This is a genomic window from Kluyvera ascorbata ATCC 33433 (assembly GCF_000735365.1).
GTDB lineage: Bacteria > Pseudomonadota > Gammaproteobacteria > Enterobacterales > Enterobacteriaceae > Kluyvera > Kluyvera ascorbata.
In genome coordinates this window covers 20,422-37,459 of record NZ_JMPL01000004.1, presented here as the reverse complement: position 1 = coordinate 37,459, position 17,038 = coordinate 20,422, and the positions used below count along the sequence as shown (strand labels likewise).

Annotated in this window: 15 protein-coding genes and 1 tRNA gene; 7 read left to right on the top strand and 9 right to left on the bottom strand. The window is 55.7% G+C overall.

The genetic code is table 11. The features are described from left to right. Window position 1 precedes the first annotated feature (1 nt). Window positions 2-496, bottom strand: a complete 495-nt coding sequence (ppiB, locus tag GKAS_RS02010; protein WP_035891791.1) for a peptidylprolyl isomerase B — start codon at window positions 494-496, stop codon at window positions 2-4. A 310-nt stretch (window positions 497-806) separates the two neighbouring features. Here ppiB and cysS point away from each other — a divergent pair, with 310 nt between their 5' ends. Next, window positions 807-2,192 carry a cysteine--tRNA ligase gene (cysS, locus tag GKAS_RS02005; protein WP_035891790.1) on the top strand — a complete coding sequence of 462 codons (1,386 nt, stop codon included), beginning with the start codon at window positions 807-809 and terminating at the stop codon, window positions 2,190-2,192. Window positions 2,193-2,246: 54 nt separating this feature from the next. Here cysS and GKAS_RS02000 read toward each other — a convergent pair whose 3' ends face one another. The 6 genes from GKAS_RS02000 to folD form a co-directional block, all read right to left on the bottom strand. Beyond that, on the bottom strand, window positions 2,247-3,182 hold the full coding sequence (locus tag GKAS_RS02000) for a LysR family transcriptional regulator (protein ID WP_051910714.1): 936 nt from the start codon (window positions 3,180-3,182) through the stop codon (window positions 2,247-2,249). A 23-nt stretch (window positions 3,183-3,205) separates the two neighbouring features. After that, window positions 3,206-4,411, bottom strand: a complete 1,206-nt coding sequence (gene tsgA / locus GKAS_RS01995) for an MFS transporter TsgA (RefSeq protein ID WP_035891789.1) — start codon at window positions 4,409-4,411, stop codon at window positions 3,206-3,208. 48 nt (window positions 4,412-4,459) lie between these two features. Further along, window positions 4,460-5,293, bottom strand: coding sequence for a xanthosine phosphorylase (xapA, locus tag GKAS_RS01990; protein ID WP_035891788.1), 834 nt, complete (start codon window positions 5,291-5,293; stop codon window positions 4,460-4,462). Window positions 5,294-5,566: 273 nt separating this feature from the next. Further along, the gene (locus GKAS_RS01985) at window positions 5,567-6,088 is read right to left on the bottom strand and encodes a metal-dependent hydrolase (RefSeq protein ID WP_035891787.1); all 522 of its coding nucleotides are present in this window, start codon (window positions 6,086-6,088) and stop codon (window positions 5,567-5,569) included. Window positions 6,089-6,222: 134 nt separating this feature from the next. Further along, the gene (gene ybcJ / locus GKAS_RS01980; RefSeq protein ID WP_035891785.1) at window positions 6,223-6,435 is read right to left on the bottom strand and encodes a ribosome-associated protein YbcJ; all 213 of its coding nucleotides are present in this window, start codon (window positions 6,433-6,435) and stop codon (window positions 6,223-6,225) included. Window position 6,436: 1 nt separating this feature from the next. Further along, on the bottom strand, window positions 6,437-7,303 hold the full coding sequence (gene folD, locus GKAS_RS01975) for a bifunctional methylenetetrahydrofolate dehydrogenase/methenyltetrahydrofolate cyclohydrolase FolD (protein ID WP_035891784.1): 867 nt from the start codon (window positions 7,301-7,303) through the stop codon (window positions 6,437-6,439). Window positions 7,304-7,556: 253 nt separating this feature from the next. Between folD and GKAS_RS01970 the strand changes: the two genes are divergently transcribed. Then, a tRNA-Arg gene (locus GKAS_RS01970) sits at window positions 7,557-7,633 on the top strand. Window positions 7,634-7,769: 136 nt separating this feature from the next. Continuing rightward, the gene (sbmC, locus tag GKAS_RS01965) at window positions 7,770-8,240 is read left to right on the top strand and encodes a DNA gyrase inhibitor SbmC (protein WP_035891783.1); all 471 of its coding nucleotides are present in this window, start codon (window positions 7,770-7,772) and stop codon (window positions 8,238-8,240) included. A gap of 67 nt (window positions 8,241-8,307) precedes the next feature. On the opposite strand, the gene GKAS_RS01960 is transcribed toward sbmC, so the two are convergent. Then, window positions 8,308-9,618, bottom strand: coding sequence for a serine hydrolase domain-containing protein (locus tag GKAS_RS01960; protein WP_035891782.1), 1,311 nt, complete (start codon window positions 9,616-9,618; stop codon window positions 8,308-8,310). 142 nt (window positions 9,619-9,760) lie between these two features. On the opposite strand from GKAS_RS01960, the gene GKAS_RS01955 reads away from it, so the two are divergent. Continuing rightward, entirely contained in the window at window positions 9,761-10,663 is a 903-nt protein-coding gene (locus GKAS_RS01955) for a LysR family transcriptional regulator (RefSeq protein ID WP_035891780.1), read from the top strand. Window positions 10,664-10,672: 9 nt separating this feature from the next. Here GKAS_RS01955 and GKAS_RS01950 read toward each other — a convergent pair whose 3' ends face one another. Beyond that, entirely contained in the window at window positions 10,673-11,500 is an 828-nt protein-coding gene (locus tag GKAS_RS01950) for a DMT family transporter (protein ID WP_035891779.1), read from the bottom strand. A 309-nt stretch (window positions 11,501-11,809) separates the two neighbouring features. Here GKAS_RS01950 and GKAS_RS01945 point away from each other — a divergent pair, with 309 nt between their 5' ends. From GKAS_RS01945 to GKAS_RS01935, 3 genes are all read left to right on the top strand, one after another. After that, entirely contained in the window at window positions 11,810-14,002 is a 2,193-nt protein-coding gene (locus GKAS_RS01945; protein ID WP_035891778.1) for a TonB-dependent receptor, read from the top strand. Window positions 14,003-14,146: 144 nt separating this feature from the next. Next, on the top strand, window positions 14,147-15,538 hold the full coding sequence (gene pheP, locus GKAS_RS01940) for a phenylalanine transporter (protein WP_035891776.1): 1,392 nt from the start codon (window positions 14,147-14,149) through the stop codon (window positions 15,536-15,538). A 275-nt stretch (window positions 15,539-15,813) separates the two neighbouring features. Continuing rightward, window positions 15,814-17,019: an MFS transporter gene (locus tag GKAS_RS01935; RefSeq protein ID WP_167540397.1), complete on the top strand. Its 1,206-nt coding sequence runs from the start codon at window positions 15,814-15,816 to the stop codon at window positions 17,017-17,019. Window positions 17,020-17,038: the final 19 nt, after the last annotated feature.

The window sequence follows — 17,038 nt, the reverse complement described above, 5'->3', positions numbered from 1 at the left end:
ATTACTCGCTGACGGTCACGCTTTCAATGATAACGTCTTCTTTAGGAACGTCCTGGTGCATGCCGCTACGACCGGTAGAGACGGCTTTAATTTTGTCGACTACGTCCATACCTTCAACCACTTCGGCGAAGACACAGTAGCCCCAACCCTGCAGGCTTTCGCCTGAGAAGTTCAGGAAGTCGTTGTCTGCTACGTTGATGAAGAACTGTGCGGTAGCGGAGTGCGGAGCCTGAGTACGCGCCATTGCCAGCGTACCACGGGTGTTTTTCAGACCGTTGTTGGCTTCGTTCTTGATAGCTTCTTTGGTGGTTTTCTGGTTCATGCCAGGCTCAAAACCACCGCCCTGGATCATGAAACCGTTGATAACACGGTGGAAGATGGTGTTGTTGTAGAAACCTTCGCGGCAGTAGTCCAGGAAGTTTTTAACTGTTTCTGGCGCTTTGTCGTCGAAGGTTTTGATGACGATGTCGCCATGATTAGTGTGGAAAGTAACCATTTCTGCATCCTGTTCCGTTTAGAGTGGTGCTTCAGCCCGCCTGTGGGCTGCACATAGGCATCTGTTATAGCATAACCGGGCGGCGCGATCATCTTGCATTGTGTGCTGCTTCCGGGTTGAATTACGGGTAGAATATACCGTTTAAGGCGTACACTCGTCGTCTTTCAAGTTGCAGGTGCGTTGGCTGCGTTCGTTCACCCGAATCACTTACTAGAGTAAGTTCATCGGGTTTCACTCGCTTGCCGCCTTCCTGCAACTCGAAATCCTTAGAGTGTTTGCCCGGTTCACACACGTAAACATGGAATTCTCGATGCTAAAAATCTTCAACACAATGACTCGCCAGAAAGAGGAATTTAAGCCCATTCATGCCGGAGAAGTTGGCATGTACGTGTGTGGTATCACCGTTTACGATCTCTGTCATATCGGCCACGGCCGTACCTTCGTCTCCTTTGACGTGGTCGCACGCTACCTGCGTTTCCTCGGCTACAAGCTGAAGTACGTGCGCAACATCACCGATATTGACGACAAAATCATCAAGCGCGCTAACGAAAACGGCGAAAGCTTTGTCGCGCTGGTCGATCGCATGATCGTCGAAATGCACAAAGACTTCGACGCGCTGAACATTCTGCGCCCGGACAGCGAACCGCGCGCGACCCACCACATTCACGAAATCATCGAAATCACCGAGCAGCTGATTGCCAAAGGTCACGCCTACGTGGCGGACAATGGCGACGTGATGTTCTCGGTACCGACCGATCCGAACTACGGCAAGCTGTCGCGTCAGGATCTGGATCAGCTGCAGGCTGGCGCTCGCGTTGACGTGGTTGACGTGAAGCGCGATCCAATGGACTTCGTACTGTGGAAAATGTCCAAAGCGGGCGAGCCAAGCTGGCCATCCCCGTGGGGCGAAGGTCGCCCGGGCTGGCATATCGAATGTTCCGCGATGAACTGCAAACAGCTGGGCAACCATTTCGACATTCACGGCGGCGGTTCTGACCTGATGTTCCCGCACCATGAAAACGAAATCGCGCAGTCTACCTGTGCGCACGACGGCGAGTACGTGAACTACTGGATGCACTCCGGCATGGTGATGGTTGACCGCGAGAAGATGTCTAAATCGCTGGGCAACTTCTTTACCGTGCGCGACGTGCTGAAGTACTACGACGCTGAAACCGTTCGCTACTTCCTGATGTCCGGCCACTACCGTAGCCAGCTGAACTACAGCGAAGAGAACCTCAAGCAGGCACGTTCCGCGCTGGAGCGTCTGTACACCGCGCTGCGCGGTACCGACAAATCCGTTGCGCCGGCGGGCGGCGAAGCGTTCGAAGCGCGCTTTATTGAAGCGATGGACGACGACTTCAACACCCCGGAAGCCTACTCCGCGCTGTTTGATATGGCGCGCGAAGTAAACCGTTTGAAGAGCGAAGATATGCATGCCGCCAACGCGCTGGCGTCGCATATGCGTAAGCTCTCCGCGGTGCTGGGCCTGCTGGAACAGGAACCTGAAGCGTTCCTGCAAAGCGGTGCGCAGGCCGATGACGGTGAAGTTGCTGAAATTGAAGCGTTAATCCAGCAGCGTCTGGACGCGCGTAAAGCTAAAGACTGGGCGGCAGCCGACGCCGCGCGTGACCGTCTCAACGAGATGGGGATCGTGCTGGAAGATGGCGCGCAGGGTACAACCTGGCGCCGTAAATAAGTCAGTCACCCGGATGAGGCGCGTAAGCGCCGACTCCGGGAATTTCACCCCGCATCAACGCCCCTGTAATCCTGCCACAAACGCGGTCATCAGTTCCGACAGCGGTTCGTCATACCACAGCGCATAGAGATCCGCCGGTACCGTTTCTTCCAGCGGCAGAAAACGCACGCCAGGCCAGTGAATCAGCCCGCAGGTTTCCGGCAGCAGAGACAGTCCCATTCCCGCGCTTACCAGCGCCAGTGCCGTTTGCGGCTCGTTCACCTGATGGGTAATTAAAGGGTAAAACCCGGCCTCTACGCAGCGGTCGTGCAGCTGGCGGGCGAAATCACTTTGATGGAAGGCAAGCGAAATCAAGGGTCGGGTAGCCAACGCCGTCAGTGGTACCGCGGCTAGCTGGCAGAACGGATCGTTTTCCGGCACGGCCAGCGCCACCGATTCTGGCGCAATAAGCTGATTACGAATATTGGTTTCAGCGTAGGGCAGGACGTTGCGGTTAATGGCGATATCAATTGTGCGGGCCCGTAGTTCAGCAATTTGCTGATGCTGAGAGAGCTCTCGTAGGCTCCAGTCTATGTCCGGATGACTTGCCTTAAACGCCTTTAGCCTTGTGAGCAACGTCCCCCAAAGCGCGCTGCCCACCACCCCAATGCTGATGTGCCGATGCTCACTGCGGCCAATCTGCCGGACGTAGTTAAGCGACTGCTCGGTGGCGCTAAGAATGCGGTCAACCTCGGTTTTTAATACCTGACCCGCGCGGGTCAGCACCACTTTTCGGCTGGTACGTTCAAACAGCTTCGTTTCCAGCGTCTCTTCCAGCTCTTTAATTTGCGTGCTCAGCGGCGGTTGGGAGATATTCAGCCTCTCTGCTGCGCGGCCAAAATGCAGCTCTTCGGCAAGCGCCTGGAAGTAGCGTAGCGCGCGGATATTGATACGGTTATTGGCCAGGGCGTCAGTCATGGTCAGTTCGGGAAAAAGGGGAGGGAGGGCCATCATGCCCCCCTCCTCTTGCCTTGTCAAACGGCCGCCGGTGCGGTGGTGTGCAGGCGTTCTGCGCGGCTGCATACGATGGCGACGACCAATACCAGCAGCAGAATGGCGTAGGAAATCGTGGCGGTGTTTAGCGCGCCGTGCAGACCGTAATGACCGTTGACCAGCGAAGAGACGCTGGCGAACAGCAGCGTGCCTACCGTGCCGCAGGTCAGCAGCGCGGAGATAAGCGTTGGCGAGCTTTGGCTAACCTGCAGCGAACCGTAGCTCATCAGCCCGGAGAACAGGCCTGAGTTGAAGAAACCAAAGACGCCGCAGGCCACCAGAATCAGCATGGTGCTACTGCTGTTAGCAATCAGTGCAATGGCGATAAGACCAATAACGGTGCAGCCCAGCAGGAAGGTGCGCAGCTTCATCCACTTCACGGTGAACTGATTGAGGAATAGGCCGATAGCTTTCGCTACCCAGTAGACCGTGGTGTACAGCGCAGCGTCCTGCGGCTGGATATGGAAGCGGAACTGCAGGTAGCCCGGCGTCCACATGGTGAAAATGGGTTCCGCCAGCAGGAAGGCGAATAGCGCGAAGCAAATCAGATAAATTGATGGACCCCAGGGTTCACGTGCGGCGGTACTGCTGTGCTGCTGTGCAACAGGCGCTTCTGTGGAAGGGAAGCGACAGCGGATAGTCAGCGCCAGCATCAGCGCGCCCAGGCCGCCCATAATGCCGTACATCGCGATCCAACTTGCGCCCATGCGGAACAGCCAGGCCAGCAGGAAAGAGAGGGTTGCCCCGGCGAGACTAAAGAAAAAGTCGGTAAAAATCAGGCTTGAAGAGCGACTTTTTTCATCCGGATTAATCCGCACCACCAGATAACTGCCGATGGTCATGAAAATGCCCCCACAGGCGCCGATACCAGCAACGGCAAAGCTGAACAGCGTGAGCGTTGGCGAGACGAACAGGATAGCGCTGATAAGCATGGTGAGCGCCGCGGCGATAACCAGCGGTTTTTGCAGCCCCCATTTACGCATCAGAATGCCGCCGAGCATGATGGGGATAAACATGCCGATGTTCATCAGCGTAAAGACCTGGCCGATAAAGCTCGGGTCTTTATGAAAAGCCGCGCACAGCGGGCCGAGGACGATACCGAGCGTAGAGACCAGCGCGCCGACGAAATAGTAGCTGAGGTATGAGACAGCGTTTAAATTAGGGCGAGACCAGGACATGTCAGACATAGACGTATCTCCAGGCGGGCAGCAGCGTGCCCGCCGACGAATCAGGGATTAAGCGTATTGTTTAATGAACTGGCCAATCAGACGGATAAAGTCGTCGGTGACCATCGCCGCGCACTTCAGCGTTTGCTCGTGCGATAACTCCACGTCACTTAGTCCTTCCGCCATATTGGTGATGGCGGAAACGGCAAGCACCTTCAGCCCGCAATGACGTGCGGCGATCACTTCCGGCACCACCGACATACCGACCACGTCGCCGCCCATGCGTTGCATCATGCGAATCTCCGCGGCGGTTTCGAAGTTGGGCCCTGGGTAGGAGACAAAAACGCCTTCGTGCAGCGGGATATCCAGCCCTTTAGCCGTGTGATGCAGTTGGGTGCGCAGGTCTTTATCGTAGGCATTGGCCAGGCTAAAGAAACGCGGGCCGAAGCGATCGTCGTTCGGGCCAACCATCGGCGTCGAGGGCATGGTGTTGATATGGTCATTCAGCGCCACAAGGCTTCCGGCCGGAATATCCGTATTAAGAGAGCCCGCCGCGTTGGTACAGAACATAAATTCGCAGCCGAGCAGCTTAAAGGTGCGCACCGCCTGGGTCATGATGCCCATGCCTAATCCTTCATAGAAATGACCGCGGCCCTTCATGCAAATCAGCGGCACGCCGTGTAATGTTCCCATGACGATTTCCCCGGCATGGCCGATGACGGTACTCACCGGAAAGCCGGGAAGTTCCTCGTAGGAGAGCGTGGTTTTATTGTCCATCCGGTCGGCCAGCGCGCCGAGGCCAGAGCCGAGGATGAGCGCGATACGAGGGGTGAAACCGGGTTTGGCCGCGCGCAGTACCTCGACGGCTTCGTAAGGGGCATTGTTGAGAATTGACGGTGATATAGGGACTCCAGAATCAGGGATGTTTTTCCCTATTCTGTGGAGCGGTTGATTGCCAATCCAATTCGATAAATGGCGATATTGATATGATTATCGAATTGATTGTAGAGAGGGTGTTTTTAAGCTTTTATTATTCAATGCATTACAAATTAGACGAATGTCTGAGCGACCTGAAAAGCCAAGGTTGGGGGTGATTATTTGTGATGTGCTTCACTTTGACCATGGCGCCGTTCCCGGCGTCGCTGTGCTCGGCCGGGCTACCTAACGCGCGCTCACTTAACGACGGCGCCACCACAGCCATCCCATCACCACCACGCTCGGCAGCCATACCCACAGTAACTCTGAAATTATCACCTGATGTCCGTACGGCGTGTTGTAGCGCGAGAGCGCAAACGGCGCGACCTTAATCACCTGCCACGGTGCGAAAAACCTTTCATCCGACCACGGCCACAGCCAGCCGACGCCTTTGCCACCGGTGGTAATAGAATCCAGCAGACTATGTGACAGCAGCGAGACCGTTAAAAACAGCCAGCAGCGCATTAACCCCGCACCAAACCATCGTCGACCCACGATTACGCAGAGCAGTGGAACCACGAAGGCAAACAACAATGAATGGGTAAAGCCGCGGTGGCCGAAAATATTGCCGTAGGCGATACCGAACTTAAAGGCCAGCACATCGGCGTCCGGGAGCATCGCCAGCACGACACCGGTAAACAGCAAACGTGGCGGAATAACGCGGGTTCCGAGGCCTAAACCAAGGCACAGCGGGACTGCGGCGTGGGTGATAATCGTTGGCATCTGTCGTCCGTTTTTGCATGAGGAGTACAGAGTATCGTTGTTGACGCGAATTTTTGCAGCAGGGTGTAATTCTGAAAAATAGGGGGAGGGGATGAGACCCGGCGTCGCGAAGCTCTGCCGGGCTACAGTAAGGCTTACGCCGTCACGGTGACGTTCTGACCTTCAAAGCTTACGGTTTGACCGGCTACAATTTTGCAGCGTTTGCGGGTTTCTACCGCGCCGTCAACTTTAACCAGACCGTCGGCGATGGCGATTTTCGCCTGCGCGCCGCTTTCGCTCCAGCCTTCCAGCTTCAGTAAGTCACAGAGTTCCACATGCGGATGCTTACCCAAAGAAAATGTTGCCATCTTATGCCTTCTCCACGTCGTGATACTCTTCACACGCCTGTAAGGTGTTTTCAATCAGGGTAGCGACGGTCATTGGACCTACGCCGCCCGGTACCGGGGTGATGTAAGACGCGCGCGCGGCGGCATCTTCAAACACCACATCACCGACTACTTTACCGTTTTCGAGGCGATTAATCCCGACATCAATGACGATGGCACCTTCTTTAATCCACTCGCCGGGAATAAAACCTGGCTTGCCGACCGCCACGATCAGCAGATCCGCATGCTCAACGTGGTGGCGCAGATTTTTGGTGAAACGGTGGGTCACGGTGGTGGTGCAGCCGGCCAGCAGCAGCTCCATGCTCATCGGACGGCCAACGATGTTGGACGCGCCAATCACCACGGCGTTCAGGCCGTAGGTGTCGATGTTATAGCGCTCCAGCAGCGTCACGATACCGCGCGGAGTACAAGGGCGCAGGCGCGGCGCACGCTGGCACAGGCGACCGACGTTATACGGATGGAAGCCATCCACGTCTTTGTCTGGATCGATACGCTCCAGAACTTTCACGTTATCAATACCAGCAGGCAGCGGCAGCTGTACCAGAATACCGTCGATGGTGGTGTCGGCATTCAGGGTATCAATCAGCTCTAGCAGCTCAGCTTCTGATGTGGTTTCCGGCAGGTCATAAGAGCGGGAGACGAAACCCACCTCTTCGCAGGCTTTGCGCTTGCTGCCGACATAAATTTGCGATGCAGGGTTGCTGCCCACGAGGACAACTGCTAGCCCAGGGGCGCGTTTTCCGGCCGCAACGCGGGCCTTCACTTTTTCAGCAACCTCAGAGCGCACCTGCTGCGCAATCGTTTTACCGTCAATAATCTTTGCTGCCATCAGGGAAAATTTTCCATCTGTCGTTAACGAAGGGGGGATGGACATATTTTGTCAGATGCGAGGCTCGCTGTCAGGTATCGTTTGCGAGTTTTCCGCGGAAAGTGGTTTTGTTGAAGAGTTGAGCGATAGTTGGTTGTACTTTATCCATCGCCGCAGGCCGCGCAGGTTTCGTAAGGAAATGGATTGACTCACCTGCCAGTGACCGTATAATTCCACGCGTTTCACCCCACCATGAAGTTTTGACTTCCCCAGTGCGCCCTTAGCTCAGTTGGATAGAGCAACGACCTTCTAAGTCGTGGGCCGCAGGTTCGAATCCTGCAGGGCGCACCATTTTCCTGAAATTTCCCCCCACATTCTTCCCCTGGCAAGAGTGCGAATCTGCTCACATAATGTTCACTGTTCGTTTGTCTAAACCAGAATGCGTCAATTATACTGTATGAAATTACAGTGTTTTAACGGAGGCAGTATGGACTACGAGATAAAGCAGGTTCAGCAACGCAAAATCGCCGGTTTTCATATGGTTGGGCCGTGGGAACAGACGGTCAAGCAAGGGTTTGAGCAGCTGATGATGTGGGTAGATGGTCAGCAGATCCCCGCGCAGGAATGGCTTGCCGTTTATTACGATAACCCTGATGAGGTCCCGGCGGAAAAGCTACGCTGCGATACGGTCGTATCGGTTGCCGATGATTTCGTTATTCCGCCAAACAGCGAAGGCGTGATGCTGGCTGAAGTGGCGGGCGGGCTGTATGCCGTCGCACAGGCTCGCGTCATTGACCACGACTTTGCTACGCCCTGGTATCAGTTCTTTGATAGCGTTCTGAAGGACGAAACCCACCAGTGGGCACCTAGGCCCTGCTTCGAAATTTACCACAACAACGGGGCGGAAGAGGGTTACTGGGATATCGAGATGTTTATAGCAGTAGAGCCGAAGGGCTGATCTGAAAACGCCAGAGCGTAAAATACGGCTCTGGCGTCGCTGGGTTAACGGTATATATGGCCGATAATTAATGCAATGCCTTCGCAATCGCGCTAAACATCAGCGAGGCTTCCAGCGGCTGGGCGCTGAATGACGGTTCCGCCTGCGGCCAGGTCGACCACTGGACGATCACCAGATTTTCCGCGCGGTTGACCATAATCATCTGACCATAAATCCCCAGCGCCCACATGGAGCCTTTCAGCGAGTCCTGCGGCGCTGGCACTACGTTTTTAGCATTGACGGGTACTTCGTTATTCCACCACTGATAACCGTAGATCCCCTGTGGATGTGCGGCGGAGACCGAGTTTTTCGCCTTGTTCCAGTCGGCGGATTGAGCCACCCAGTTTTCTGGCAGAATCTGCTTCCCGTTCGGCAGACGGCCGTTGTTCAGCACGAACTCGCCGAAGCGGCCCCAGTCTTCCAGCGTGGCGTTAAAACCGTGTGCGCCTACATCATGCTGGTTTTTGCTGTAGGAATGCCATACGCCATCGCTCGCCATCCCGTATGGTTGCCAGATGCTTTTCTCAAGATAGGCGGCAAGCGTCATACCCGTTGCGCGCTCCAGCACGTCGCCCAGCAGCCAGGCACCGCCGGAGGAGTAGGACCAGACCTCACCCGCCGGATGGGCGCGTTTCAGGCCGGAAACCAGCGTGCGAACACAGTCGTAGGTTCCCGCGTGCGCTTCGCACTGCGTGAGTTTGGCGAAGTCAGACTGTGGATTGGTGTAATCCTCGTTCCACGCCACGCCAGAGGTGTGCTGGATAAGTTGTTTCAGGGTGACGCCATCCCAGGCGGTGCCTTTCAGCGCAGGTTCATACTGTGTGACCAGGTCGTCCAGCGAGTGGATTTTTCCCTCTTTCAGCGCTACGCCCACAAGCGTGGATACCACTGATTTTCCCACCGAGCGGGAAGTCCATAGCGTGGTATCGGTGTTGCCTTCGCCAAGGTATTTCCAGGCAACCTTTCCATCCTTCAGCACCAGCATACCGCTGACGTTCTGGCGCTTAATGTAATCCTGAAGCGTCCACTGCTTGCCGTTGACCTGATAGCTGGCCTGCGTCAGCGGTTTTTCCGCCGCTGCGAGCGGCACGGATTTGCCGTGGTGGAAAACATCGCCCTGATAGTTGCGGTAGTCGTTACGAAAACCGATAACGCGATCGGCCTGACTCCAGGTCAGCATTGCTTTTGTATCGGGCAGTTTTGCATCAAAGGGGGCCGGACAGGCGGTGAGTTCGGTGCCTTCACAGGCCGCCATTACGGGTGAGGATAGGAATGCCCCAGCCACCAGGCTTGCCAGCAGGCAGTACTTTGCAGGTAAAGATTTATGTTTATTATTCATAGCGTTCTCGATTTTAGTGATACCAATAGACACGTTGTCCCGGCGGGGTAACGGGATGGGTGCAGTATAAAAATCGCGGCACTATAATAAAAAACGCGTAATGGGGGAAAAACCCCCGTAAGTACTGCAAAAGGAGCCCGTTGTGCCATCATTGTCCTACTCATTTTCTCAGCTTGAAGCCTTCACCGCCGTTGCGGAACACGGCAGCCTGATGAAGGCGGCGATGAAGCTGGAGAAAGATCGCACGACGCTTCGCGATCTAATCGATCTGCTGGAAGATGGCCTTGGCTACCCGCTGTTTGTCCGTCAGGGACGAGCGCTACAGCTCACGGCAGAAGGTGAGCAGCTGCATCGTCAGGCGCACCTGCTGATGCGTCAGGCCAGGGCATTCGAGCAGTTTGCCCGCCAGGTGTCGTCAGCCGACATTCAGGAACTGAGCATTGCCTACGATCCTTTTACGCCGCGTCGTTTTTTGCAGGCACTGATCGCCCAGATGGTAAAACGGGGGATTCGCCTGAGCCTGCGCTGCACCTCGCGCGCCGAAGGTGAAAAAGCGCTTACAAGTGGTCAGGCTGACTTAGGCTTCTTTCAGGCGAATAACCACAGCGTGGGCAACGATATGGAGTGGCGCGCGCTTGGCGCTATCGATATGGATTTCTACGCCGTCGAGCCGCTGTTTGCTGATGTTGCACGCCCCTGTTCGCTGCTCGACCTCTCTTTAACGCCGCAAGTGGTGATGCACTCAGCAAGCGATCTACCGATGGCGCGGCGGCTACAAATCTCGGGGAACGTGATGGTGGCCAACGAGCTTGAAATGCTGCGCGGCCTGATTGAAGCCGGCTGCGGATGGGGATTTTTACCGACCCATTTTGAGGCGGCGCGCTGGCGGAATGTCGCGGCGATTCCCACGGTGGTGGGCAATGAAGGCATCAGCCAGACCATGGTGACGATTTGGCGGCCGGGGAGCGAAAAGCGAATGTTGATCGATGACACGCTGGCCCAGCTATCTGCGCTGTGGCGAGCGGAGATGACACGCACAGGGTAAACGGAATTTTTACCGCCGCCTGTCCGCCACAATCACCAGACCAATACCGGAAAGGGTGATAACGATAGCCAGCAGCATGCGCACATCAATGGCTTCGCCCATAAAGACCAGACCGCCCAACGCCGCAAGGCAGGGAACGCTGAGCTGCAGCGTGCTGGCGGTCGTGGGGCTAAGCTTAGGCAACAATGAGTACCAGAGCAGATAAGCACCGCCGGACATCAGCGCCCCGGAGGTGACGGCCAGCGCGAGCCCGATGGCATCCGCCTGAACATGAAAACCACTGAGCAGAAACACCAGCAGCGCCATGGGAACCGCCAGAATAAAATTCCCGGTCGTTGCTGCCGCCGCATTTTGCACCTTCTTGCCGGTAATACAGTAAACCGCCCACGCCGCGCCGGACAGGATCATCAACAGCGAAGCGCTACCGGAAGGGTGCCCCGCTCCGGGCAACAGCAGCAGCGCCAGCCCACCCATCGCCCCCAGCATACCGACGCTTTTCAGCGCGGTCAGCCGCTCACCGCGCATCAACCCCCAGCTTGTCATTACGCACTGTACGGTACCAAACAGCAGCAGTGCGCCTGCGGCGGTGGTTAACGACAAATAAGCCAGTGAGAACGCAAAAACGTAGGTCGCCAGCAGCGCGGCGTTCAGCCAATTAAATTCTGGTTTCTTACGCAGCCCAGGCATCTGGAGCAGCAAGAACAGCGCGATGGCGCCGCTCAGCAGGCGAACGCTGCTAAATGAAACGGCATCCATATGCAGCCCTTTCAGCGCCAGCCGACAGAGCAGGGAGTTTGCGGCAAATGCCACCATAGCCAGGATGATTTTGAGCAGCACGGGCGCGTCCTCTGGAGGTATTGGAATAATTATGCATCAAGCCACGTAGCGTAGCGCCATTGTTTTGTGCGTTGGCTCCCAGGCAAAAACATGTTTTTTTTGTGGTTATTTCCGCCCTCTACTACGGATTGAGACTTGATCACATTTTGATAATGCGTATAGTTCTCGATCTCATTTTTATTCATTGATGCGGTACGGATGGCCCAGTAATCGGTGAGGATATTTCACAGGGGGATTCTGGGGCGTGAGAAGCGACAAACCCGTTGGTACCCACGATGAATTTTTTATTCAATACCAAGGGATGTTCTCATGAAAACCAAACTCTCTGTGCTGGCACTGGCGATAGGCACCGTGCTGCCTACCGCCTATGCGGCAACGACCGAAGACACAACAACCAGGAAAAATCAGCCTGAAACGATGGTGGTTCAGGGCGTTGACGGCAGCGATTTCAAAGCCGGTGGCGAAGATCTGGTGCCAGCTTATCTCGACGGGCAAATTGCCCATGGCGGCCGCTTAGGGATGCTGGGCGAGCAAAAAGCGATGGACGTGCCGTTCAACGTCATCGGCTATACCTCAAAGCTGGTGCAGGATCAGCAGGCTAAAACCGTCGCTGACGTCGTTAAAAATGACGCGGGCGTCCAGGCGGTTCAGGGCTACGGCAACTTTGCGGAAACGTACCGTATTCGCGGCTTTAAGCTTGATGGCGATGATATGACGATGGGTGGCCTCTCCGGCGTGGTACCGCGTCAGGTGATGGACACCCAGATGCTGGAGCGCATTGAAGTCTTCAAAGGCGCGAACGCGCTGGTGAACGGAGCAGCCAGTTCCGGCGTAGGCGGAATGATAAACCTTGAGCCTAAACGTGCTGAAGATATTCCCACCACCCGCCTTGGCGTGGACTACACCTCTGATTCACAGGTCGGTGGCTCGTTGGATCTGGGGCGCCGCTTCGGTGATGACAACCAGTTTGGCGCGCGCGTAAACGTGCTGCACCGTGAAGGGGAAGGGCGTATTGATAACGACAAGCGCCGCACCACCCTGGCATCGCTGGGTCTTGATTATCGTGGCGACCGCCTGCGTTCATCTCTTGATTTTGGTTATCAGAAAAAAACCTTCCACGGCGGTGAGATGGGCGTTGGTGTGGCCAATATTGCCGCCATTCCGGCGGTACCGGACGCTACCAAAAGCTACGCGCAGAAGTGGGGCTTTAGCAACATCGAAAACGAATTCGGCATGGTTAAAACCGAATATGACCTGACCGATAACTGGACAACCTACGCCGGGCTTGGTGCGCAGCATGCGCATGAAATCGGCACCTATGCTGCACCGAAGCTGACCAACGTGAATGGCAATGCCACCGTCGGTCGTCTGGATACCAACCGTATTATCGACAGCTTCAGCGGCATGGGCGGCATCCGCGGTAGCTTCAATACCGGCGTGGTCTCCCATAAAGTGAACGTGGGCTACTCGGCGCAGATACGTCGCGATGCGACTGCCTGGCGTATGTCCGATAGCACTAAAAACCCGACTATCAATATCTACAACAGTCATGACGTAGACATGCCGGATTATAAGCCGAATCCAAAAGGCGGCCACTATGACGATCCGCTGACCACCGCGCGCAACCGTACCCAAGGCTGGCTGCTCAGCGACACGCTGGGCTTCTTTGACGATAGCCTGCTCTTTACCGCTGCGGCACGCCATCAGAAGGTGGTGATTCGTAACTATAACAACCAGACGGGCCAGGAAACCACTAGCTCAAGCTTTACCGAAAGCCGCTGGATGCCGACGTTTGGTCTGGTGTACAAGCCATGGGAGACACTCTCGCTGTACGCTAACCATACCGAAGCGTTGCAGCCTGCGAACAATGCACCTAATACTGCGAAAAACTACGGCCAAAGTATTGGTATCGCCCATTCGAAACAGGACGAAGTGGGCGTAAAAATTGATTATCAGCGCGTGGGTGGCTCACTGTCGCTATTCCAGATTACTAAGCCGTCTGGGGTGTTAGATAGCGACAAGTACTACCGTATGGACGGCGAGCAGCGTAACCGCGGCGTAGAGCTTAACGTGTTTGGCGAACCAGTGCTGGGCCTGCGTCTGACCGGCAGTGCGCTGTGGATTGACCCTGAATTGACCAAAACCGCGGGCGGTACTTACGACGGTAACGATGCGATTGGCGTCTCCCGCTTCTATGCGGTGCTGGGGGCTGAATACGACATCAAACCGATTGATGGGCTGACGGCGACCGCGCGTGTGAACCATACCGGTTCCCAGTATGCGGATACGGCCAATACCAAAAAACTCGACAGCTACACGACGCTTGATCTGGGTATGCGCTACCGCATGCGTCTGAATCAGGAGCAGAACGATCTGGTGTGGCGTGTGGGCGTGACCAACGTGACCAACCAGAACTACTGGTCGGGTGCTGATGACACCGGCGTCTATATCTACCAGGGCGAGCCGCGTACCTTAAAAGTCTCGGTCAGCTACGACTTCTAAGTCATTGCTAAAATAGGGTTATTGCCCCGAAAACGCGTGCGTTTCGGGGCTTTTTACTACTGGGGACCGGGTGCTGATTGCCTTGCGGCAAGTCGCGCTAAGTGTTAAAAGGTGCCCCTTCATAAAAATGCTAAGGGGTTAGACGTGAAAAACGCGTCATCAGCATCCAGCCAGAATCAACCGGATGCGTCGTCGGAAAATAGCCCGACGCTTCACCGCGGATTACAAAACCGCCATATTCAATTAATCGCCCTCGGGGGTGCAATCGGCACCGGTCTGTTCCTCGGTATCGGCCCCGCCATTCAGATGGCAGGCCCAGCCGTGGTGCTGGGCTACGCGATTGCCGGTGTGATTGCTTTTCTTATCATGCGCCAGCTTGGTGAGATGGTGGTTGAAGAGCCGGTATCCGGTTCATTTGCTCATTTTGCTTATAAATACTGGGGGCCGTTCGCCGGATTTCTCTCTGGCTGGAACTACTGGGTCATGTTCGTGCTGGTGGGTATGGCAGAACTGACCGCCGCCGGGATCTATATGCAATATTGGCTGCCGCACGTTCCAACCTGGATCTGGGCGGCGGGCTTCTTCGTGCTGATAAACGCCGTGAACCTGGTGAACGTGCGTCTGTACGGCGAGACGGAGTTCTGGTTTGCGCTGATTAAAGTGCTGGCGATTATCGGCATGATTGGCTTCGGTATCTGGATGCTGACGACCGGCAATGGCGGCGAGCATGCCAGCATTGATAACCTCTGGCGCGATGGCGGCTTCCTGGCCACCGGCTGTAAAGGGCTGATTCTGTCGCTGGCGGTAATTATGTTCTCCTTCGGCGGGCTGGAGCTCATTGGTATTACGGCGGCGGAAGCGCGCAGCCCGGAGACCACGATCCCGAAAGCGGTGAACCAGGTGGTTTACCGTATTCTGCTGTTTTATATCGGCTCGCTGATTGTGCTGCTGGCGCTCTACCCGTGGCAGGGCATCCAGTCCGATAGCAGCCCGTTTGTGATGATCTTCCACAATCTGGACAGCAATGTTGTCGCCTCTGCGCTGAACTTCGTCATTCTGGTGGCCTCACTGTCGGTCTATAACAGCGGCGTTTACTCCAACAGCCGCATGCTGTTTGGCCTCTCCGTTCAGGGTAACGCCCCGCGTTTCCTGACGAAGGTCAGCAAACGCGGCGTGCCGGTGAACTCACTGCTGCTCTCCGGTGCTATCACTTCGCTGGTGGTATTGGTTAACTATCTGCTGCCGCAAAAAGCCTTTGGCCTGCTGATGGCGCTGGTGGTGGCGACGCTGCTGCTGAACTGGATAATGATTTGCATGGCGCACCTGAAATTCCGCGCCGCGATGCGCCGTAAAGGCCGCGAAGCGAAGTTCAAAGCGTTGTGGGCTCCGGCAAGCAACTACCTTTGCATCGCTTTCTTGCTGATGATCCTTGGGCTGATGTGCACCATGGACGGAATGCGCCTGTCGGCAATCTTACTGCCGGTGTGGGTGTTGTTCCTGTTTGTGGCTTTCAAAACGTTGCGCCGCAAAGCGTAAAGTTTTTCGCTCGCCCGGACTGCTCATCATACGTAGCCCGGGCGAGCGCAGCGACCCCGGGAATACACCGCCCATTTCCCCATTTCCATAGCCATCAGCGATTGCCTTCTGACATCCGACTATTTTTTAATCGTGACGCTTCTCCCAAATTGCGAATGGCGGACAGGATCTTCTTTTTGTAATCGATTACTTTTCTCTTGAGTTGTTTTTGTAATCGATTACTTTTTGAGGGTGAAAACATGGTGTCTACAACGGAAAGTCGTGAACACAGCGGCATACAGCACCGGCTGTTAGTCCCGCGCCTGTCGTTAATGATGTTTATGCAGTTTTTTATCTGGGGAAGCTGGTCGGTGACGCTTGGCCTGGTGATGACCCAGTACAACATGTCGCTGCTGATTGGCGATGCCTTCTCGGCGGGGCCAATTGCCTCGATCCTCTCGCCGTTCGTGTTGGGTATGCTTGTTGACCGTTTCTTCCCGTCGCAAAAGGTGATGGCGGTGATGCACCTGCTTGGCGCAGCGATTCTGTGGTTTGTGCCGCAGGCGCTGGTGTCGGAAAACGGCGCGCTGCTGATTGCGCTGCTGTTCGGTTATACGTTGTGCTATATGCCAACGCTGGCGCTGACCAACAACATTGCATTCCATAGCCTGACCAATATCGACAAAACCTTCCCGGTGGTGCGCGTGTTCGGCACTATCGGTTGGATTGTCGCCGGGATCTTTATCGGCGTGACCGGCATTTCCGATACCACCGGCATCTTCACGCTGGCGGCGCTGTGCTCGGTGGTGCTGGCGGTCTATAGCCTGACGTTGCCGCACACGCCGGCACCGGCGAAAGGGCAGCCGCTTAAGCTGCGCGACCTGTTCTGCGCTGACGCCTTTGCGTTACTGAAAACCCGTCACTTCCTGGTGTTCGCCGTTTGCGCCACGCTGATTTCGGTACCGCTCGGCACCTACTACGCCTATACCGCCTCATTCCTCGCGGACGCGGGCGTGGCGGATGTCAGCACCGCTATGTCCTTCGGCCAGATGTCGGAAATCTTCTTCATGCTGATTATTCCGCTGCTGTTCCGTCGTCTTGGCGTGAAGTACATGCTGCTCATCGGCATGCTGGCGTGGTTTGTGCGCTATATGTTCTTTGCGCTGGGCATCAACGAAGAGACGCGTTTCCTGCTGTATCTCGGCATTCTGTTGCACGGCGTCTGCTATGACTTCTTCTTCGTGGTGGGCTTTATCTACACCGACCGCGTGGCGGGCGAAAAGGTGAAAGGCCAGGCACAGAGCATGGTGGTGATGTTCACCTACGGTATCGGCATGCTGCTGGGCTCACAGATTTCCGGCTCGCTGTACAACCATCTGGTCGCAGGACAAACCGTACCGGCGGCCTGGGTGAACTTCTGGTGGATCCCGGCGGTGGCCGCGGTCGTTATTGCACTGATTTTCCTTGTCTCGTTCAAATATAACGAGAAAGAGCATGCGTAATTTTTTTGAAAGGAGGGGG